Annotated in this window: 21 protein-coding genes; 10 read left to right on the plus strand and 11 right to left on the minus strand. The window is 70.9% G+C overall.

All coding sequences use genetic code 11. The features are described from left to right. Positions 1-92 precede the first annotated feature (92 nt). Complete coding sequence (locus ACFFR3_RS33420; RefSeq protein WP_364367526.1) at positions 93-1,001, plus strand: M23 family metallopeptidase; 909 nt, start codon at positions 93-95, stop codon at positions 999-1,001. Between the two features lie 46 nt (positions 1,002-1,047). Here the strand turns inward: ACFFR3_RS33420 and ACFFR3_RS33425 are convergent, their stop codons facing one another. Further along, complete coding sequence (locus ACFFR3_RS33425; protein ID WP_345392269.1) at positions 1,048-1,851, minus strand: FKBP-type peptidyl-prolyl cis-trans isomerase; 804 nt, start codon at positions 1,849-1,851, stop codon at positions 1,048-1,050. A 95-nt stretch (positions 1,852-1,946) separates the two neighbouring features. Here ACFFR3_RS33425 and ACFFR3_RS33430 point away from each other — a divergent pair, with 95 nt between their 5' ends. Continuing rightward, entirely contained in the window at positions 1,947-2,990 is a 1,044-nt protein-coding gene (locus ACFFR3_RS33430) for a DUF2293 domain-containing protein (RefSeq protein ID WP_345392272.1), read from the plus strand. Positions 2,991-3,001: 11 nt separating this feature from the next. Next, positions 3,002-3,373 carry an MmcQ/YjbR family DNA-binding protein gene (locus tag ACFFR3_RS33435; RefSeq protein ID WP_364367530.1) on the plus strand — a complete coding sequence of 124 codons (372 nt, stop codon included), beginning with the start codon at positions 3,002-3,004 and terminating at the stop codon, positions 3,371-3,373. A gap of 86 nt (positions 3,374-3,459) precedes the next feature. Here the strand turns inward: ACFFR3_RS33435 and kynU are convergent, their stop codons facing one another. The 5 genes from kynU to ACFFR3_RS33460 are packed head-to-tail and all read right to left on the minus strand — an operon-like array spanning position 3,460 to position 8,435. After that, a complete protein-coding gene (gene kynU / locus ACFFR3_RS33440) occupies positions 3,460-4,653 on the minus strand; it encodes a kynureninase (protein ID WP_379484439.1) in 1,194 nt (397 codons plus the stop codon). A gap of 14 nt (positions 4,654-4,667) precedes the next feature. After that, positions 4,668-5,789, minus strand: coding sequence for an ABC transporter substrate-binding protein (locus tag ACFFR3_RS33445; protein WP_345392275.1), 1,122 nt, complete (start codon positions 5,787-5,789; stop codon positions 4,668-4,670). An 18-nt stretch (positions 5,790-5,807) separates the two neighbouring features. Continuing rightward, positions 5,808-6,239 carry a RidA family protein gene (locus ACFFR3_RS33450; protein WP_345392278.1) on the minus strand — a complete coding sequence of 144 codons (432 nt, stop codon included), beginning with the start codon at positions 6,237-6,239 and terminating at the stop codon, positions 5,808-5,810. Then, a complete protein-coding gene (locus ACFFR3_RS33455; RefSeq protein WP_345392281.1) occupies positions 6,236-7,033 on the minus strand; it encodes a 2-keto-4-pentenoate hydratase in 798 nt (265 codons plus the stop codon). Before ACFFR3_RS33455 ends, ACFFR3_RS33450 begins: the two co-directional genes overlap by 4 nt. Continuing rightward, the gene (locus ACFFR3_RS33460; RefSeq protein WP_345392284.1) at positions 7,026-8,435 is read right to left on the minus strand and encodes an aldehyde dehydrogenase family protein; all 1,410 of its coding nucleotides are present in this window, start codon (positions 8,433-8,435) and stop codon (positions 7,026-7,028) included. The genes ACFFR3_RS33455 and ACFFR3_RS33460 overlap by 8 nt, the downstream gene beginning before the upstream one ends. Before the next feature lie 119 nt (positions 8,436-8,554). Here ACFFR3_RS33460 and ACFFR3_RS33465 point away from each other — a divergent pair, with 119 nt between their 5' ends. From ACFFR3_RS33465 to ACFFR3_RS33480, 4 genes are all read left to right on the plus strand, one after another. Then, the gene (locus ACFFR3_RS33465; protein WP_345392287.1) at positions 8,555-9,259 is read left to right on the plus strand and encodes a dienelactone hydrolase family protein; all 705 of its coding nucleotides are present in this window, start codon (positions 8,555-8,557) and stop codon (positions 9,257-9,259) included. A 121-nt stretch (positions 9,260-9,380) separates the two neighbouring features. After that, a complete protein-coding gene (locus tag ACFFR3_RS33470) occupies positions 9,381-9,857 on the plus strand; it encodes a VanZ family protein (RefSeq protein ID WP_379484440.1) in 477 nt (158 codons plus the stop codon). A 152-nt stretch (positions 9,858-10,009) separates the two neighbouring features. Then, positions 10,010-10,762, plus strand: coding sequence for a GntR family transcriptional regulator (locus tag ACFFR3_RS33475; protein WP_364367551.1), 753 nt, complete (start codon positions 10,010-10,012; stop codon positions 10,760-10,762). Positions 10,763-10,883: 121 nt separating this feature from the next. Then, entirely contained in the window at positions 10,884-11,126 is a 243-nt protein-coding gene (locus ACFFR3_RS33480) for a hypothetical protein (protein WP_364367554.1), read from the plus strand. Positions 11,127-11,285: 159 nt separating this feature from the next. Here the strand turns inward: ACFFR3_RS33480 and ACFFR3_RS33485 are convergent, their stop codons facing one another. Continuing rightward, positions 11,286-12,380 carry a polarized growth protein Scy-related protein gene (locus tag ACFFR3_RS33485; protein ID WP_364367557.1) on the minus strand — a complete coding sequence of 365 codons (1,095 nt, stop codon included), beginning with the start codon at positions 12,378-12,380 and terminating at the stop codon, positions 11,286-11,288. A gap of 147 nt (positions 12,381-12,527) precedes the next feature. Here ACFFR3_RS33485 and ACFFR3_RS33490 point away from each other — a divergent pair, with 147 nt between their 5' ends. Next, positions 12,528-13,049, plus strand: coding sequence for a gamma carbonic anhydrase family protein (locus ACFFR3_RS33490; protein WP_379484441.1), 522 nt, complete (start codon positions 12,528-12,530; stop codon positions 13,047-13,049). On the opposite strand, the gene ACFFR3_RS33495 is transcribed toward ACFFR3_RS33490, so the two are convergent. Beyond that, positions 13,021-13,923 (minus strand): DUF1349 domain-containing protein, encoded by a 903-nt coding sequence (locus ACFFR3_RS33495; protein ID WP_364367563.1) that lies wholly within the window; start codon positions 13,921-13,923, stop codon positions 13,021-13,023. The genes ACFFR3_RS33490 and ACFFR3_RS33495 overlap by 29 nt on opposite strands. 53 nt (positions 13,924-13,976) lie before the next feature. Here ACFFR3_RS33495 and ACFFR3_RS33500 point away from each other — a divergent pair, with 53 nt between their 5' ends. After that, positions 13,977-15,305 (plus strand): hypothetical protein, encoded by a 1,329-nt coding sequence (locus tag ACFFR3_RS33500; RefSeq protein ID WP_379484442.1) that lies wholly within the window; start codon positions 13,977-13,979, stop codon positions 15,303-15,305. Positions 15,306-15,519: 214 nt separating this feature from the next. Next, positions 15,520-15,681: a hypothetical protein gene (locus tag ACFFR3_RS33505; RefSeq protein ID WP_020540796.1), complete on the plus strand. Its 162-nt coding sequence runs from the start codon at positions 15,520-15,522 to the stop codon at positions 15,679-15,681. A 195-nt stretch (positions 15,682-15,876) separates the two neighbouring features. Here ACFFR3_RS33505 and ACFFR3_RS33510 read toward each other — a convergent pair whose 3' ends face one another. The 3 genes from ACFFR3_RS33510 to ACFFR3_RS33520 are packed head-to-tail and all read right to left on the minus strand — an operon-like array spanning position 15,877 to position 18,058. Then, positions 15,877-16,158 (minus strand): metal-sensitive transcriptional regulator, encoded by a 282-nt coding sequence (locus tag ACFFR3_RS33510; RefSeq protein ID WP_080044376.1) that lies wholly within the window; start codon positions 16,156-16,158, stop codon positions 15,877-15,879. Between the two features lie 38 nt (positions 16,159-16,196). Further along, complete coding sequence (locus ACFFR3_RS33515) at positions 16,197-17,258, minus strand: glycosyltransferase (protein ID WP_364367569.1); 1,062 nt, start codon at positions 17,256-17,258, stop codon at positions 16,197-16,199. Further along, complete coding sequence (locus tag ACFFR3_RS33520; RefSeq protein ID WP_345392305.1) at positions 17,255-18,058, minus strand: hypothetical protein; 804 nt, start codon at positions 18,056-18,058, stop codon at positions 17,255-17,257. The genes ACFFR3_RS33515 and ACFFR3_RS33520 overlap by 4 nt, the downstream gene beginning before the upstream one ends. Positions 18,059-18,196 lie beyond the last annotated feature (138 nt).

Below are 18,196 nucleotides of genomic sequence, written 5' to 3' on the forward strand. Positions count from 1 at the left end.
AGGCCTGACAGCCGTTTGTATCGGTTGTGGACAGTTTCTGTGCGGCTCGTGCGGACCCTGGGTCTCAGAGATCCCACGGAAAGGATCACCCGATGAAGCTCTACGGAGCAATGGTCGCGAGCCTCGTGCTGCTCGCCGGCCTCGGCACGGCCAGCCCCGCGGCGGCCGATCCGGCGCCGGAATCGGCGGAGGCCCAGATACTCGCGACGAACTTCCAGCTCCCCTTCCCCTGTGGCCAGTCGTGGACGGGCAACTCCAGCGCCAGCAGCGCGCACCGGTCGTACGAGATCGACTTCAACCGGGGCAGCACCGCGGACGCCGACCTCGGCGACACCGTGGTCGCCGCCGCCTCCGGCACGGTCGCGATCTCGGCGCACCAGGGCTCTGCCAACGGCTTCGGCAACCTCGTCAAGATCGACCACGGGGGCGGGTGGTCGACGTACTACGCGCACCTGAACGCCCGCTCGGTCAGCGCGGGGCAGTCCGTCTCCCAGGGCCAGAAGATCGGCACCGTCGGCAACACCAGCAAACCGGGCAACAACATCTCGCCGCACCTCCACTACGAGGTACGGCTGGGCAGCAGCTATCCGTCCAACATTCAGCGGGCCGTCTTCAACGGCACCACGTTCGGGTACCCGAACCAGACCGTGACCTCGCGCAACTGCGGCGGCTCATCGAACCCGTACACGCCGCAGGAGGTGTGCGGCTCCGGCTTCAGCGTGATCGACTCGGCCGCGCTCGGCAGCGACGGCACCGTCTACCTGCTCTACAACTCCAGCAACGCCAACAACTGCGTGGTGACGCTGAAGGCGAAGTCGCTCGGCACGGCCACCGCGACCAGCGCCTACCTGGAAGTGCAGGGCAGCACCCGCAAGACCGACTCCGGCAACTTCGCCTACTACGCGGGACCGGTCAAGGCGGCGGCGCGGGCGACCTGCGTCAAGTGGGGCGGCAAGGCCGGCTCCACGGCGTACAACAGCCCATGGGAGCACTGCAGCTGAGCCAAAAGCGTGAACCGGAGGCCGGGCGGCGAGAGGGCCGCCCGGCCTACGCGCTCGTGATCGTGTCGAGGATGTCGATCACGTAGAGCTTGGGCCGCTCGCCGGGCGACGGCACCGCGATCCTGCTGCCGACCCGCTGCCCGGCCAGCGCGCCGACCCAGGCGGCCGGCACCGCGCCCGCCTCCAGCGTGAACGCGCTGGGCCCGCCCCGCCGGTACGAGGAGTCCACGACCTCGCGGGACGGCCAGGACGCGGCGACGTACTGGATGACGACCTTGGAACCGGCGACGACCTGCCTGCCCGAGCCGTCGATGAGCACTCGCGGCGGGTCGGCGGGCCGCAGGTCGGCGGGGACGACCGGCAGCGTGCGGCCGACGAGCCTGGCGTCCGGCGGGTAGCCGCCGAGGATGTCGAAGACGAGCACCAGCGTGTCGTGCGGTGAGACGCCGGTCAGCGGCACGTTGGGGCCGAGCGCCTCGGCGGCCGGGCTGACCAGCATGATCCGGCTGCCGGCGGGCCGGCCGATGAGCGACTGCCGCCAGGTCTCCGACACCTGCCGGCCGTCGAAGACGACCGTGGTGGGCTGGTTGCCGTCGTACGTGCTCAGGTACGGCTGGTTGCCCTTCCAGCGCCGGATGTCCACGTCGGCGAGCACCACGTCACCAGGCACCGTACGCCGCCCGCTGCCCGTCGAGAGCACCGTGATCTGCGGCGTCCTGCCCGGCTTGCCCTTGGGGATGGTGACGATCGGCCGGCTGCCGAACGGTCCGGACACGACGGGTTGCGTGCCCTCGTCCGTCAGCCCGCACGAGGTGGCGAGCACGAGCAGGGCAGGCCAGAACAGACGCACTTCTTCTCCTTCGGGGCCCGGATCCGAAGGAGTTACTTGCCGTAACCGGCCCAAGGAAAGCTTCGTGCCGCGCCATCACACGACAAACTTGGAGGATGTCCAAGCCCAACCTGGCCCGCCGGGTCGCGCAGGCGGCCGAGATCGCGCTGACCACCCGCAAGTACGTGACGTTCCTCGACGTGGTGACGGGGCTGCGCTGGCTGCACACCCGGCACGTGGACGTCTGGCGGCAGGGCAGGGCCGGCACGCTGGCGGAGCTGGCCGCGGTGGACGAGGAGCGGCTGCTCACCACGGCGGCCCTGCTGCGCGACTGGGCCCTGGCCAAGGGCCTGCGGCCGGTCGAGACCCCCTACGTCGCGGGCACCCGTGACCGCCGCGAGCTGCGCTTCACCACAGGTCCCGACCAGAGCCCGTTCCGCGTGCACTGGTTGTCGCCCGACCTGAGCGAGGCCAGGGTGCGCCGGCTCACCGAGGCGCAGAGCAAGGCGCCCGACCTGGTGGTGGTGGCGCCGCTTGAGCCGTTCACGTGCGCGTCCTGCCGCGGCACCGGCCCTTACCTGATCATGGAGGACGACGAGCCCCACTGCCTGACCTGCGCCGACCTCGACCACCTGGTGTTCCTGCCGGCCGGGAACGCGGCGCTCAGCCGCCGCGCCAAGCAGGAGAGCGGCCTGTCGGCGGTCGTCGTCCAGTACAACCGGCGGCGCAAGGTCTACCAGCGCCAGGGCCTGCTGGTGGAGGAGGCCGCGCTGGCCGCCGCCGAGGAGCGCTGCCTGGCCGACGAGGAGGTACGCCTGCGCCGCCGCGAGCGCGACCGCGTCCGCAGGGCCGAGCAGGACGTCGAGTTCCAGGCCATGATGGCGGCCGAGATCGCCCGGTTGTTTCCCGGCTGCCCCGAGCCGCGCGCCCGCGAGATCGCCGAGCACGCCGGCCAGCGCGGCAGCGGCCGGGTGGGCAGGTCGGCGGCGGCCAGGGCGCTCGACGAGGACGCCATCACGCTCGCCGTGATCGCCTCCATCCGGCATCTCGACACCGACTACGACAAGCTGCTGATGGCGGGCGTGCCCCGGATGGAGGCCCGCGACCGCATCAGGGACGCCATCGAACACAAGCTCGAAGAATTCCGCCGGGCCGGTTAGGGTCGGAGGCTATGAGCGACTGGCACGATGTGCGGGAAGAGCTGCTGGCGTTCGCGCTGGGCCTGCCGGAGGCCCGCGAGGACCACCCCTGGGGCGACACCGTCGTCAAGGTGAACAAGAAGATCTTCGTCTTCCTCGGCTCCGACGAGCCGACCGGCCGGTGGGCCCCCACGTTCACCGTCAAGCTGCTGTCCGAGGCCCATGGCCACGCGCTGAGCGTCGAGGGCGCGCAGCCGAGCGGCCACGGGCTGGGCAAGGCGGGCTGGGTGACGGTGCCGTTCCTGTCGGAGCTGCCCGCGACCGACGTGCTGCTCGACTGGGTGGAGGAGAGCTACCGCGCGGTCGCGCCCAAGCGCGCGGTCAAGGAGCTCGACGCGCGCTGAGGGCCCGCCGCCCGCCCGTTGCCCGCCAGTGCCCGCCCGTGGCCGCCCGTGGCCGCCCATGGCGCCGGTGGGCGCGTGGCGCGCGGTCAGGTGACGGCGAGGCGGACGGCGTACTTCTCGTCGCGCCACAGCTCCTTGTCCAGCACCTCCAGCAGGGTCGCGGCGGCGTCGTGGACGTCGGTGTAGCCGAGGTAGAGCGGCGCGAAGCCGAACCTGAGCGTGTCGGGCGCGCGGAAGTCCCCGTGCACGCCGCGGTCGATCAGCGCCCGCATCACCGGATAGCCCTCGGGGTGGCGCAGGCTGATCTGGCTGCCGCGGGCGGCCGGGTCGGCGGGCGAGGCCAGCTCCAGCCGATCGCCGACGAGGTCCACGAAGAGCGAGGTGAGCGCCATGCTCTTGGCCCTGACCTGCGCCATCGGCACGCGTTCCCAGATGTCGAGCGCCGCGTCGAGTGCCGCGAGCGAGAGCACGTGCGGGGTGCTCACCACGAACCTGCGCATGCCGTCGGCCGGCCGGAAGTCGGTCTCGAACGCGAACGGCGCGGCGTGCCCGTGCCAGCCGGACAGCACGTTCTCGGCCGTGGCCTGGTGGCGCGGGTTGACGTAGAGGAAGGCGGGCGCGCCGGGCCCCGCGCTCAGATACTTGTACGTGCATCCGACCGCGAAGTCCGCGTCCGAGACGTCCACCTCCATCGCGCCCACGCTGTGGCACAGGTCCCACACGATGAGCGCCCCCGCGGCGTGGGCGGCGGCGGTCACCGCGGGCACGTCCTGGCGCGCGCCCGTCCGGTAGTCCACTTCCGACAGCAGCACCACGGCCGCGTCGTCGAAGCGCCCCTCGGCGAGGTCGCGCACCTCGTAGCCGCCGAGCAGCCCGGCCAGCCCCTGCACCATGTAGTGGTCGGTGGGGAAGTTCGCGGCGTCGGAGACGATCACCCGGCGCTCGGGACGCAGCCGCAGCGCGGCCGCCACCGCCTGGAAGATCGCGATCGAGGTGGTGTTGCCCACCACGACCTGGCCGGGGCCCGCGCCGATGAGCGGGGCCAGGCGGTCGCCGACGGTGAGCGGCTGCTCGTACCAGCCGGCGTGGTTCCAGCCGCCGACGAGCTGCTCACCCCACTCCTCCTCGACCGTGCGCCGCATCCGCTCCGCCGTACGGCGCGGCAGCGCGCCCAGCGAGTTGCCGACGAGGTAGATCACGCCTTCCGGCAGGACGAACTCGTCCTTGAAGGCCCGCAGCGGGTCCTGCGCGTCGAGGGCGAGGCACTGGTCGCGATCCAACGGTCGCTCCTAATTCATGGCGGAATGGTGGCTATGACGCTGTTCACCCCATTCTGATACTTGCGGGCGTACCAGTTCTGCACCGGATCGTGCTGATCGTTCAGCCGGAACGGGCCGCGCGGCCCCGCCAGCTCGCCCAACTCCCCCAGCCGCCGCGCCAGGTCGCCGCCCCTCGCCAGCGCGGCGTCGATGACCCGCATCGCGTCCCAGCCCTGCAGCGCCACCGCCGACGGGTTCCGTCCCGTCCTGGCCCGCCAGCGGGCGACGAAGGCGGCGTTGTCCGGGTTGCCGAGGCTGGGGGCGTACATGCCGACGCTCGTGATGCCCTCGGCATCCGGGCCGATCGCGCGCAGCACGTCCTCGTCGGTCAGGTTCATGCAGGCCAGCAGCGGCACCTTGGCGTCGTACCCGAGCTGCTTGTACGCCCGCGCGAACGCCACCGCCTCGCCGCCCGCGTAGAAGGCGAACAGCAGCTCGGCCTCCGCCGGGACGCGGGCGAAGTGCTCCTCGAAGCCGGTGACCGTGCCGGGCGGCGTCATGACGCGGGCCAGCGGCTCGGCGCCGTAGCCCGCCGTGAAGCCCCTGAGCGTCTCGACGCCGGCCTGGTAGTCGGAGGCCATGAGCACCACGGCCCGGCCCGCGTACCGCTCGGCGGCGTACCGGCCGGCCGCGCGGCCGTGCTCGTGGTTGGTGTAGGAGACGCGGAAGATGTGCGGGCCGGTCAGCTCGTCGGCGCCGGCGTTCGCCACGACCACCGGCACGGGACCCGTCGCCTCACCTGCTTCGTCGGCGACCGCCACCGCGACCGGTGAGGAGATCAGGCCGGTGAGGACGTCGGCGCCGTCCTCGATCAGCCGCCTGGCCTCCTGCCTGGCCCGGTCGGGGCTGCCCGCGTCGTCGGCCACGACCAGCCGGGCGGGCCGCCCGCCCAGACGCCCGCCGTGCTCGTCCAGATAGAGGCGCATGGCGGTCTCCATCTCGTCGCCGAGCGCCGCGTACACGCCGGTCTGCGTGATGATCGCGCCGACCTCGACCGGCCGCTCGTCACCGTCGGGCGGCGGCACCGCGCCGCCGCAGCCGGCCGCCATGAGCACCAGGAAACCGGCCACCGGCAGCCCCAGCACAGGGACGCGCATGGGGAGGCTCCCTTCAGCTCACGCCCGCTCCTGGGGGTGGTATGCCACCGCCTGCATCTCGATCAGCAGGTGGGGATGCGGGAGTTGGTGCACCGCGACCGTCGTCCTGGTGGGCCCCTCCTCGTCGAAGAACTCGGCGTAGACCTCGTTGTAGCCCTTGAAGTCGTTCATGTTGACCAAGTACGTGGTGATCTGCACCAGGTCGGCCAGTGACCCGCCCGCGGCCTTCAGGATGTCGCCGACGTTCTCGATGACCGCCCTGGTCTGGGCGCGGATGTCGAGGCTGGTGGCGCCGTACCTGTCCACCTCGACGCCGACGAAGCTGTCGTCGGGCCTGCGGCAGCTCGTACCCGACACGTACAGGAAATCGCCGGCCCGCTTGACGTGCGGGAACCGGCCTCGTGGCATGGCCTTGCCGGGCACCCGGATGGCCTTGGGCGGCGGTCTCACTTGCCGAACACCGCCCGTACCGAGCCGAGCCCCTCGATGCTCGCCTCGAACACGTCGCCCGGCTCGACCGGCACGATCGGGCCGAGCGCGCCGGTCAGCACCACGTCGCCGGCCCGCAGCGCGAACTCGGTGCGGCCGAGCCGGGTGGCCAGCCAGACGGCGGCGTTGAGCGGGTGGCCGAGGCACAGCTCGCCGGAGCCGGTCGAGACCTCCGTGCCGCCGCGCGTCATCGTCATCCCGGCCGCCCGCAGGTCGAGCCCGCTCAGCGGGACCGGCGTGCCGCCCAGCACGAACGCACCCGCCGAGGCGTTGTCGGCGATGGTGTCGGCCAGGGTGATGTCCCAGTCGGCGATCCGGGAGTCGGCGATCTCGATCGCGGGCAGCGCGAAGTCCACCGCCCTGATCACGTCGGCCACGGTGAAAGGACCGCCGGTCAGGTCGGCGCCGAGCACCAGCGCCACCTCTGCCTCGGCGCGCGGCTGCAGGAACCGCTCGTACGGGATCGGCAGCCCGTCGCAGTAGGACGTGTCGGCGAGCAACATGCCGAAGTCGGGCTGGTCGATCCCGAAGCGCTCCTGGAGCACCCGGTTGGTGACGCCGATCTTCCTGCCGACCAGCCGGCGGCCCGCGCCGAGCGCCCGCCTGGTGTGGATCTCCTGGACGGCGTACCCGTCGGCCTGCGTGCTGACCAGGTCCCTGATCGGTGCGCAGGGCTTGCCCGTACGCGCCGCCTCCGCCAGCCGGTCGGCCGCCTGGGCGTGCGCGTCCACTGCCTGGGACCATTCGTCATGCATCGGGCTGCTCCAGTTTGATGGTGATCGTGGTGGGTTCTGAGTAGAAGTCGAGTGACCGGGTGCCGCCCTCCCTGCCGATGCCCGACAGCTTCGCGCCGCCGAACGGGGTCCGCAGGTCGCGTACGTACCAGGTGTTGATCCAGACCAGCCCGGCCTCCAGGCGCTGGGCGACGCGGTGCGCGCGGTCCAGGCCGTCCGTCCAGACCGTGGCGGCCAGGCCGTACTCGCTGGAGTTGGCCAGGTCGATCGCCTCGGCCTCGCTGTCGAAGGGCGCGACGTGACACACGGGACCGAAGATCTCCTCCCGGTTGAACCTCGACCATTCCGACAAGCCTGCCACTACCGTCGGTTCGACGAAATAACCGCCGTCGCGGTGGTCGCCGAACACCGGCACGCCGCCGCCCGTCAGCACCTTGGCTCCCTCCGAGCGGGCCAGGGCGTAGTAGGACAGCACTTTGTCGCGGTGCGCGGCGGAGATCATCGGCTGCGGCTCGACCTCCTGGGCGCGGGCGGCCAGGCGGGCGCAGAACTCCTCGAAGATCGAGCGCTGGACGTACACGCGCTCGGTGCACAGGCAGACCTGGCCGCCGTTGGTGAAGACCGACCTCACCGTGCCCTCGACGGCCCTGTCGAGGTCGCAGTCCTCGAAGACCAGCCCGGCGTTCTTGCCGCCCAGCTCGAACGAGATCGGCTTGACCCGCTGGGCCGCGGTCCGCATGATCGCCGAGCCGGTCCTGGTGGAGCCGGTGAACGTCACCGCGTTCACGTCCGGGTGCTCGACCAGGAGCTGGCCCGCCGGCCCGTGGCCGAAAATGATGTTCACCACGCCGGGCGGCAGGCCCGCGGCGGCGCAGATCTCCGCGAAGATCGCCGCCGAGCCCGGCGTGTGCTCCGACGGCTTGACGACCACGGTGTTGCCGGAGACGAGGGCGGGCGCGAGCTTCCAGGTCATGAGCAGGAACGGCAGGTTCCACGGGATGATCGCGGCGACCACGCCGAGCGGCCTGCGCACGGTGTAGCTGAAGGTGCCGGACAGGTGGAAGGCGTCCTCAGGGCGCTGGGCGGCCATCTCGGCGAAGGCGCGGAAGTTGGCGATGCCGCGCGGGACGTCGAGCGTACGGGTCTGGTCGAGCGGGTTGCCGGTGTCGGCGACCTCGGCCGCCACCAGGTCGTCGAAGCGCTCCTCGATGCCCTCGGCCAGGCGGCGCATCCACCCGGCCCGCTCACCGACGGGCATCGCCGCCCAGTCGCGCGAAGCCTCCCTTGCCGCGCGTACCGCCCGGTCGACCACCTCGGGGTCGGCCTCGTGGACGTGCCTGACCACGGTGCCCGTGACGGGGTCGTGGACGGGGAAGCCCAGGCCCGCAGCCACCGGTCCGCCACCGATGAAATGGGTCAGCACCACACTCTCCTCATCTCTCCCTCGCTCTCCGGTAGGGATCGGGTACGCGGACGACACGGACCCACCGATCGCATCGTCTCGCCGGATCGCGGCGGGCGCCATGCGCGATGCTGGTGAACATGCAGACCCGCACCGATCGGATCACCGCCCACGACGGCACCTTCGACGTACGGACCTGGCTGCCGGAGACCGGCAGCGGGCCCGGCATCCTGCTCATCCAGGAGATCTACGGCGTCGGCCCCTACATCGAGAAGGTCGCCGGCGAGCTGGCCTCCAGGGGTTACGTGGTGGCCGCTCCCGACCTGTTCTGGCGCATCAGGCCGCACTGGCTCGGCGAGCACACGGAGGAGGGCACGGCGGCGTCGATCGAGCTGGCCCGCGACTTCGACCTGCCGCAGGGGGTGGCCGACTGCGCGCTCACGGTGGCGCACCTGCGCGCCATGCCCGAGGTGCGCGGCGGGGTCGGCGCGCTGGGCTTCTGCCTCGGCGGCACGGTCGCGTTCATGCTGGCCACCAAGGTCGGCCTGGCGGCGGTGCTGTCCTTCTACGGCTCGGCCGTGCCGGAGTCGACCGGGCTGATGGAGCGGATCGACGCGCCGCTGCTGCTGGTGTTCGGCGGTGCCGATCCGTTCATCTCGCGTGACCGGGTGGCCGTGGTGGAGGAGGCGGCGCGGTCGCGTCCGAACGTGGTGATGCACATCGAGGAGGAGGCGGGGCACGCCTTCCACAACAGCGAGGCGCCGATGTTCCACCATCCCGAGGCTGCGGAGCGTGCATGGGCGGTGGCGCTCGACTTCCTCGATCGGCAGCTGCCCGTCCGGTGAGACCTGTCCGAATGGACATCTTCCGGTACCCCTAGATCATCGCCATCATGGTCAAATGGCGCGGACGTGGGAATTGTGGGGAAATGTCATTATTGCTGGCACTATTGCACTTCCCCTCGCCTTGCTAGCAATCGTGCTGCTCGCCCGCCATCGCGTCCGCGCCGGCCACCCCGCGCCCCTGCGCGTCTCGATCGCCGACGTCGGCATCGCCGTGGGGACCGCTCCATGGATAGGGATGATCCTCACCCCCGCGGGCGGCGCGAGCGGCGTGGCGCTGGTGCCGTTCAGCGACCTCGCCGACCTGGCCGGCGCGCCATGGGACGAGGTGTTCGTGCAGGTCGGGGGCAATCTGCTGGTCTTCGCCGCACTGGGCGCGCTGCTGCCCGTACGCAGCCGCGCGATGTCCTCCACGGCCAGGGTTGCGGCCCTCGCGGCGGCCTTTTCGGTCATGGTCGAAGTGCTCCAGTACGCGCTTCGGCTCGGCCGCTTCTCCTCCGTGGACGACGTCATCCTCAACGCGACCGGCGCCGCGATCTTCTCTTTGGTTACTCGCCGCTGGTGGGCCGATCGAATACCGGCCGGGACCGTTCCACGGTAACGGTCTGCTAAAACGCTGCGGAATTCACCACTCGGGCACGATCCGCTCAAAATCCGCCCGCGACCATCGCTTGCATCTGTGCGATCGTGGACAAGACGGGGCAAGTTCTCTGGAGACGCCACAACCTGGTTGGTGACAGAGGGTGATCAAAGTTGTCTGAATCCCCGGTACCCCACGAGCCCCCTATCTATCGACGCATCGCCGACGGTCTCCGCGCCCGGATTCTTGCCGGCGAACTGCGCGACGGGGACCGACTACCGGGCGAGAACGCACTGATGGCCGATTACGCAATCGCACGAGCCACCGCCAGGCAGGCGCTTGCCGTACTGATCAACGAAGGTCTGGCGGTGCCCAAACGAGGTTCGGGGGTTTACGTGCGGCTGTTCAAACCGATCCGCAGGCACGGCGCACGCCGCCTGTCGCGGGAGCAGTGGGGTCAGGGCCGGGCCATCTGGGACGCGGACGCACGCGGGCGACCGTTCACCGTGGACGGGGTGGAGGTGGCGTTGGAACGCGCCGCGGAGGAGGTCTCCGCCGTGCTGGACAGCGACCAGGTGTGGGTGCGCAGGCGGCGCTACTCGGTGGACGCCAGGCCCGTGCAGCTGGCCACCTCCTACTTCCCCGCCCACCTGGTCGAGGGCAGTGCGATCACCCGCGCCGACACCGGGCCCGGCGGCGTCTACGCCAGGCTCGGCGACCTCGGCCTGCCCCCCGCCCACTTCACCGAGGAGGTACGCGCCCGCATGCCCCAGCCCCGCGAGAGCGGCCTGCTCGACCTGCCGGGCGGCACGCCGGTCATCGTGATCGCGCGGACCGCGTACACGTCGGGCGGGCTGCCCATCGAGCTCAACGAGATGATCCTGGACTCGGCCGCGTATGTACTTCAGTACGACTTCGACGCCTGATTCAAGGCGATCTGTCAAGCGATAGGTTGACCTGTCCCTCGCGATCATTGAATTCTCTAGAGAGGTGGCGCATCTTCTTAAGAGATGGAACCTCGCCTGGGGCCCGGGAAGGTGGACAGCGATGTCCTTTGATCGGCATCTCGCCGAGATCGCCCGGGAGCACCCCCACTGGACCATCTGGCGGAGCGACGCGGGCCGCTGGTGGGCCACGAGACACCATCCGCTGAGCGCGGCGCAGCGCGAGGCCGGATGTGCGATGACCATCGACGCGGACGACCCGGAAGGGCTGCGCGAGCAGCTCAGGGATCAGGAGAGGCGGGCCGGCGAGCAAGAGGTCTGGGGGGCCGGCCCCGCACCTCCATGACGCGAGACGGCGGAGCGTCACGCCACCTCGCGCACACGAGCAGCCCGGTGCCGGGTCCAGCGTCTCGGCGGCCCCGGTACCGGGCCCCCAAATCAGGAGGGGCCACGAACGCGGAAGCCTCCGACCCTATCGGGGGCGGGGGCTTCCGCTCCCAGCGGCCTAGTTGCGCGCCCTGGAGTCGGGCACGCGCACGATGTGCACGTCCGTGTCGTCCGAGACGTCCTTGGGCTCTTCCTTGACGGCCGGCTCCGTCTCGTCCTCGACGATGACCCGCACGTCGTCCTGCGGGACCTCGACGTCCTGCGTGAGCTCCGGGTCCTGCTGGCTCCTGACGTCCTGCGTGAGCTCCGGGTCCCCATGCTCCTGCGCGGGCGCGGGGGCCCCGGCGGGAGCCCCAGTGGAAGCCGCTGTGGGAGCCGTTGTGGGGGCCTGGGCCTCCGGCACCAGCGGCCCGGCGTTCGACTCGGCCTGCATGAGGTCGCCGAGCACCGAGCTGATCTCGGTGAGCCGCCGCACGACCTCCGTGTGCGTGTTGCTCAGGTAGTCGACCCGGCGGCCCGCCTGCTCGTCGATCGAGGCCGCCCGCTGCTGGGCGGCGGTCAGCAACGCGTCGGCCTCGGCCCGCGCGCCCGACACGATCTGCTCGGCCTGCGCCTGGGCCGAGGCGAGAAGCTGCTCGGACTCCTCGCGGGCGGTGGTGACCAGCCGCTCGGCCTCGGCCCGCGCGCCGGTCAGCGTCTCCTCCGACTCCGTACGGGCCGCGGTCAGCTGCTCCTCGGCGTCGCTGCCCGCCTGCGCCAGCATGCGCTCGGCGGCCTGGGTCGCCTCGCTCACCCGGCGCTCCGCCTCGGCCTGGGCGGAGGTGAGGATCTTGTCGGCGGTCTCGCGTGAGGTGGTGACCAGCCGGTCGGACTCGGTCTTGGCCTCCTCGCGCACCCGGGTGGCCTCGGCCTCGGCGTCCTCCCGCTTGGCCTGGGCCTCCTCCTCTCCGAGCCGGAGGATCTGCGCGAGCCGCGGGCTCAGGTCCTCATAGCTCTGCGGGGTCTCGACCATCCGCCGCCGAGCCTCGGCCAGCTCGATCCGGCCCTGTTCCGCCTGCTCGATGGCCCGCGCCAGCCGCTCCTCAAGATCCCGTATCTGGTTACGGGTGCGCATCATGTAGTCGTGGACCTGGCGGCGGTTGTAGCCGCGCATGACGACCTCGAAGGTGTCCTCTTGCATCAGATCGGGAAAGTTCTCGTGCTGGTTCATCATGGGGGTTACCTAAGGGTTTGCGTGAGGCGGGGGAAAACTGCGGGTTGTGAGGGTCTGGCGACGAGACGTCAGGAAACGACTTTCCTGCCATCGGCCCACGTCCGCAACCCGAACGCCATACCCCGACCAGGAAATAAGATGCCTCGAATGTACATAGCAGCGTTGGATGACGGCGCGACCCCGGACATACATCCCGATGCGTACATCGCGCCCGGCGCCGTCGTGGTCGGCCGCGTACGCATCGGCCGGGCGTCCAGCATCTGGTACGGCTCCGTTCTCCGAGGGGACGACGAGCGGATCGAGATCGGCGAGGAGTGCAACGTACAGGACCTGTCGTGCCTGCATTCCGACCCCGGCGAGCCGGCGATACTCGAAGACCGGGTGAGCCTTGGCCATAAAGCCATGGTGCACGGCGCGCACGTCGAGCGCGGCGCGCTGATCGGCATCGGCGCGATCGTCCTCGGCGGCGCCAGGATCGGCGCGGGCACGCTGGTGGCGGCAGGAGCGCTGGTGGGCCCCGGCAAGAAGATCCCGTCGGGGGTGCTGGTCGCCGGCGTGCCCGGCAAGATCGTGCGCGAGCTGACCGACGACGACCGCGCCTCCTTCGCCCGTACTCCCGACAACTACCAGGCCAAGGCGATCAGGCACCGGCAGGCGTCATCACTTTGACCAGCACCTCGTCCGAGACCGACGCCTCGTTGAGCGGGTCGGCGTACTCCGGCAGCTCGGGCCGCAGGAAGCGGACGAAGTCGACGCTGAGCTTGAGGTCGGGCGTGCCCTTGACCTGCTTGGCGTTGCCCTTGGCGGGGTCCTGCTTGAGCGTGCTGTAGCTGTCCCAGTCGCTGTAGGCCGTCACCCCCCACTGCAGCACGTCGGGCAGCGCCGAGGGCCAGCGCTGACCCACCTTCCACGCGCCGCCCTCCTCCTTGTAGAGGGCGACGAACACCCGGCCGACCCGGCCGAGCACCAGCTCGACCCAGCCGTCCTTGACGGCCAGCTCCTTCGGCTTGGAGCTGCCGTCCTGGGTGTACTTCACCTCGACCTGGCCGCTCTTCTCGCCGGTGCCGGTGGTCACCGACACCCAGTTGGGCTTGGCGTACGAGCCGGGCTGCCTGGCCATCAGCCCGCCGAGCGAGAACAGCCGCTTCGGCCGCCCGCCGCTCTTGCCGCTGACCTTGACCTTGGCGTGCATGACGATGTCGCCCGCCAGCTCCTGATAGACGAAGGGGCCGCGGAAGCCGTCGAACCAGGCGGAGGTCTTGGGCTCCAGGTACATCGAGCCCTTCACGGTCTTGTTCACGTCGAGCTTGGCGATCCTGTCGACGTCCTTCTCGGCGTCGCTCAGCTTGGTCCACATGGTCAGGTCGGCCGCGTCGTCGAACTCGGCCGACGCGCCGCCCACCTCCCCGCCGGGCGCCGGCGCGGTGGCGTTCTGTAGCGTGAGAACTCCCGGCCCTGAGAGCGTCGGCTGCGCCGGCGCCTCCGTACCGCAGCTGGAGAGCACGCTGACGACCGCCACAAAACCCGCAACCTTCGCCCTCATAGCGGCCATTCTGCCGTGAAATGCCAATGGATGATCCACGTTCCCCCAGTACGATGACCGCCGTGCCACCCTGGGATGCGTTCACCGCCACGGAGGCGGAGGTCCGCGCGATGGTCGCGGACCCGCGCTGGCAGGGTCTGTCCGTCCCCGATCGCGCCCACGTCCTCGCGGCCAGGATTCTGGTGACGCCCGACGGCGACCGGTGGCTGTTCGGCGCGCACGCGCGCTGGCACCTGCACGACCCCGCCGACGGCCGCTGGCTCCTCGCGCCGCCGCCCCGGCGGCTGCGCGCCCGCAGGGTCGGCCATACCGCCGCGGTGCTGCCCGACGCCGTGGTGCCGCACGGCTACGACTTCCACGCCGAGCCCGGCTCCACGCAGTCGTTCATCGGCCCCGACGTGCCCGAGGGCCTCACCGAGCAGGTCAGGCGGCTCGTCCGCGCCTCCGGCACCAAGTCCGAGCTCGACTACCCGCTGACGGCCTTCGGCGAGATCTTCGCCTCCGACGTGCCGAGCACGGTCGCGGCCGTGTGGGGCACGGTCATGTGGTGCGCGTACGCGCCCGCCTTCGACGGCAACGAGCGGCTGATCACGGTCTTCGGCGAATACCTGTGCCGCCCGCTGCCCGGTGACGAGTGGGTGCGCTGGCTGCCCGCGCCGCCGCTGCTCGACCTCGCCACGCTGGTGGCCGAGCGGCTGCGGGCAGGACGCCCGCGCGCGGCGCTCAGGCTGGCCGCCGTCATGGCGGACACCGCGCAGATCCTGCTGCTCGACACCCGGTTCAGGCCGCGCGCGCTGGCGCTGCTCACGATGGTGGAGCCGATGCTGCGCCAGGCCGAGATCGGCGAACCGTACGACGACGACGCCGCGCTGCGGCAGGCGTGGCTGGAGCGCTGCCCGGCCCGGCTGTGCCGGGCGCTGCTGGTCGAGAACGACCTCGACGAGCACTTCTCCCACGCCCTGTACGACCTCGTGGACGCCCTTTCCTTCATGCCCGACCCCCGGGAGGCGGCGGCCGCGTTCCTGGCCGACCTGTCCGACTCAAAGGGCGCGCTGCCGGGGCGGCTGGATCACCGGCTGCGGATGGCGTACGAGGAGCTGCGCCGCGCGGGCCTGACGGGCACCTCGGCCGGCGAGGCGACCGAGCCGGAGGGCTTCCCGGTGCGCGGCGGCGTGTCGGTGGCGCCCGCGCCGGTGCTGGAGGTGGCGCCGCCCGACCGGGCGAGCGCGGCGGCGGTGCTGGGGGCCGCGTACGCGACGGGGCAGGCGTGGGAGCGGCTGACGGGGGCCAAGATGCCCGAGCGCGGGCTGGCGGGTCAGACGGCGCTGGTGCGCAGGATCGTCCATGAACGCGACGACCAACACCACACAGGTCACACGTAAACCACTAATACCGCTATTTCCACCTTACCTCGGCTCTATCGTTCTAACACTTCCGATAACAGGCATTTAGCTGAATTGTGATCTCGGGTTCGGGAAATGATCCTCCTGGGGGCCCCGAGGCGACGAAAGGAATGACTCCGATGGGCCATGTCGCCGGAAGGGCCCGCGCCGTAACCTCGTAGAGGGTGTGGGCTGCGGAAGGAAGGACGACGCGGTGGGGCACGACGACCTGGACTCTCGGGTCCACGACCGTGTCGCGTTGGACGAGATTGCGCTCTACGCCGAGGTGCTCACGGCCGTGGCTGTCAGCGAGCGGCGGCTGACCTTGGACGAACTCGACGACGCGCTCGGATTGCGGACTTCGGCGAGCCGCTGAAGAAGCAACACGATTACTAGCCCCGGGGACCTAGTTCCCGGCCCCATGGGGTCGGGAACACCGGTTTCCGGGGTTTCACATAACTAGTCAATCCATCGCCGGACTATCCACCTCACGGATGAGTCCCCGCGATCTTCTTACGACTGCGCGAGGGCTCGCGTCACGACCGCACGAGCCGTGTCCGGCACTCCTGGGTCACGACCGGACGAGCCGCGCGATGGCCGCCGACGCCTCCTTGACCTTCGCCTCGGCCTCGGGCCCGCCGGTGTTGATGGCGTCGGCCACGCAGTGGGAGATGTGCTCCTCCAGCAGCCCCAGCGCCACCGCCTGCAGGGCCCTGGTCGCCGCGGAGACCTGGGTCAGCACGTCGATGCAGTAAGCGTCGTCGTCGACCATGCGCTGCAGGCCCCTGATCTGCCCCTCGATCCGCCGTAGGCGCGTGAGATATGCCTGCTTGTCTCCGCTGTACCCATGCATGCTTCTACGGTACCCGTAAGAGGTATCACCCCGGGGTGCTAGCGCAGTCCCGCGATGAGCTTCTCCCACTGCTCCACGACCTCGTCGGCCGAGTGCCGCAGCGCCGTGTCGCGCGCGCCCGCCGCGAGCGACCGCCGCCGGCGCTCGTCGTCGATCAGCGCCAGCAGCGCCGCCGCGAACATCGGCGGGTCGCCCTCGGGCACCAGCACCCCGTTGTAGCCCGTCGCCACGAACTCCCTGGGCCCCCTCGCGCCCTCGTAGGCCACCACGGGCACCCCGCAGCCCATCGCCTCCAGCACCGCCATGCCGAGGTCCTCGCTGCGCGCCGTGCTCGCCACGATCGACGCCTTGGCGAACTCGCCCGCGAGGTCGGGGGTGGTGCCCATGAAGTAGACGTGGTTGTGCAGGTTGAGCTCGCGCACCAGCGAGCGCAGCAGCCGCTCCTCGGGGCCCGCGCCGTAGAGCCGCAGCCGCCAGTCGGGCCGCTTGTCGGCGACGATCGCGAACGCCCGGATCAGCCGGTCGTACGCCTTCACCGGCGTCCACCGGCCCCCTGCGGCCACGATCCTGTTGTCCATCCGCGAGCGCGGCCACGGGCCGCCCGGCAGCGCGTCCAGCACGCTGTGCACGGCGGGGCCGCCGTCCAGCAGCCTCGTCCACTCCTCCTGCGCCGACTCCGTGGCCGTCACGACGGCGCTCAGTCGCGGGTAGAAGCGCTTGACGGGGCCTGGGACGACCGGCCTGCCCCACTCACGGGCGATCTTGATGGTCTCGCGCGGCGCGTGCCTGGCCGCCTGCACGCCGATGCCCGGCCTGGTGGTGATCAGCACGTCGGACCTGAGGTTGCGCAGCACCCGCCAGAGCGCGACCTCCGTGCGGACCTGACCCCGTGGCAGCAGGTGACGCACTCCGGGGCGGGCGTCCACGACGCTGCGCAGGGCGACCTTGGGACTGACGGGGAAGAACGGTTTCTCCTTCTGCCGCCTGACGCTGATCACCTCGACGTCATGGCGTTCGGCCAGCGCGGTGGCCAGGTTCAGCATGGCGCGCACATCTCCCCGCATGCCGTACGCGGAGGCGAGCACCAGGCTGATCCTCATCCACCGACCTCGATCCGCAGCTCGTCGTCGGCGGTGTAGCAGGGTTTGATGAGCACCCCGTCGACCCTGGCCGACGGGTAGTGCAGGCGGCGCCGTTTGCCGTCCACGTCGTCGAGCCGCGAGCCGAGCCTCAGCGCCGTGGGCACGTCGGCGACCTGGAGCGCGGGCTCCCACGTGCCGGAGCCCGCCGCGCCCTCCGGGTCGGCGGCGAGCACGTCCACCAGCGACACGGCCGCGTGGAAGCGCACGCCCTGCACGGTCGCCGTGGCCGTCAGGCGGGCGCCGGTCTGCCTGCGGTCGAGGGTCAGCACCGCCTCGTGGCGGGAGTCGTCGTCCTCCAGGCCGGTGTAGGCCAGCAGCCCCATCACCTCGAAGCGGCCCTCCCTGAACCAGATCGAGCGCACCTCGGCCACCGGCTCAGCCTCGGAGATCTTCAGCGCCAGATAGCCGTTGCGGGTGCGGTAGGAGCGGTAGGCGAGGGTGCGGCGGCACAGCGCGTACGCGTCGAGGTGGTCGAGCGAGAAGCCGGGATCGACGCTGCGCAGCCTGCTGCGCCTGCCCTCATGGCGCAGGTAGGCGTCCCACCGGCCGGCGGTCAGCTGCAGCGGCTCCAGCGAGACGGCCAGGGTGGCCTCACGAGCCCGCGCGCCTGGCGTGCCGAGCAGCACGTCGCGTTCCACCCCCGTGGTGCGATGCCGGAGAACGAGTTCGGTGCCTTCGCCCAGTGGCTCGTCGATGGCGAGTCGCAGGGAGAACACGTCGGCCAGGGTGACTTCGGCGTCCGTGACGACGACGCCCATCCTGAGCCCCCTCCCCGTCGAATAGAGCCATGCGACGTTGAGGTTACCGTGATTTTCCCGTTATGTGGATGCCAGATTTCTTCCTGTCACATGCGATGACATGCGACTCCTCCACATCACATGTGGAGGAGTCCGACA

Origin of the sequence: Nonomuraea salmonea (assembly GCF_042428605.1) — a bacterium.
Lineage (GTDB): Bacteria > Actinomycetota > Actinomycetes > Streptosporangiales > Streptosporangiaceae > Nonomuraea > Nonomuraea salmonea.

Bases quoted from the DNA above. Each gene is read 5' to 3' on its own strand.
- ACFFR3_RS33420 (WP_364367526.1), top strand. From the start codon at position 93: ATGAAGCTCTACGGAGCAATGGTCGCGAGCCTCGTGCTGCTCGCCGGC.
- ACFFR3_RS33430 (WP_345392272.1), top strand. From the start codon at position 1,947: ATGTCCAAGCCCAACCTGGCCCGCCGGGTCGCGCAGGCGGCCGAGATC.
- ACFFR3_RS33435 (WP_364367530.1), top strand. From the start codon at position 3,002: ATGAGCGACTGGCACGATGTGCGGGAAGAGCTGCTGGCGTTCGCGCTG.
- ACFFR3_RS33445 (WP_345392275.1), bottom strand. From the start codon at position 5,789: ATGCGCGTCCCTGTGCTGGGGCTGCCGGTGGCCGGTTTCCTGGTGCTC.
- ACFFR3_RS33455 (WP_345392281.1), bottom strand. From the start codon at position 7,033: ATGCATGACGAATGGTCCCAGGCAGTGGACGCGCACGCCCAGGCGGCC.
- ACFFR3_RS33465 (WP_345392287.1), top strand. From the start codon at position 8,555: ATGCAGACCCGCACCGATCGGATCACCGCCCACGACGGCACCTTCGAC.
- ACFFR3_RS33480 (WP_364367554.1), top strand. From the start codon at position 10,884: ATGTCCTTTGATCGGCATCTCGCCGAGATCGCCCGGGAGCACCCCCAC.
- ACFFR3_RS33485 (WP_364367557.1), bottom strand. From the start codon at position 12,380: ATGATGAACCAGCACGAGAACTTTCCCGATCTGATGCAAGAGGACACC.
- ACFFR3_RS33490 (WP_379484441.1), top strand. From the start codon at position 12,528: ATGTACATAGCAGCGTTGGATGACGGCGCGACCCCGGACATACATCCC.
- ACFFR3_RS33495 (WP_364367563.1), bottom strand. From the start codon at position 13,923: ATGAGGGCGAAGGTTGCGGGTTTTGTGGCGGTCGTCAGCGTGCTCTCC.
- ACFFR3_RS33500 (WP_379484442.1), top strand. From the start codon at position 13,977: ATGACCGCCGTGCCACCCTGGGATGCGTTCACCGCCACGGAGGCGGAG.
- ACFFR3_RS33510 (WP_080044376.1), bottom strand. From the start codon at position 16,158: ATGCATGGGTACAGCGGAGACAAGCAGGCATATCTCACGCGCCTACGG.
- ACFFR3_RS33515 (WP_364367569.1), bottom strand. From the start codon at position 17,258: ATGAGGATCAGCCTGGTGCTCGCCTCCGCGTACGGCATGCGGGGAGAT.
- ACFFR3_RS33520 (WP_345392305.1), bottom strand. From the start codon at position 18,058: ATGGGCGTCGTCGTCACGGACGCCGAAGTCACCCTGGCCGACGTGTTC.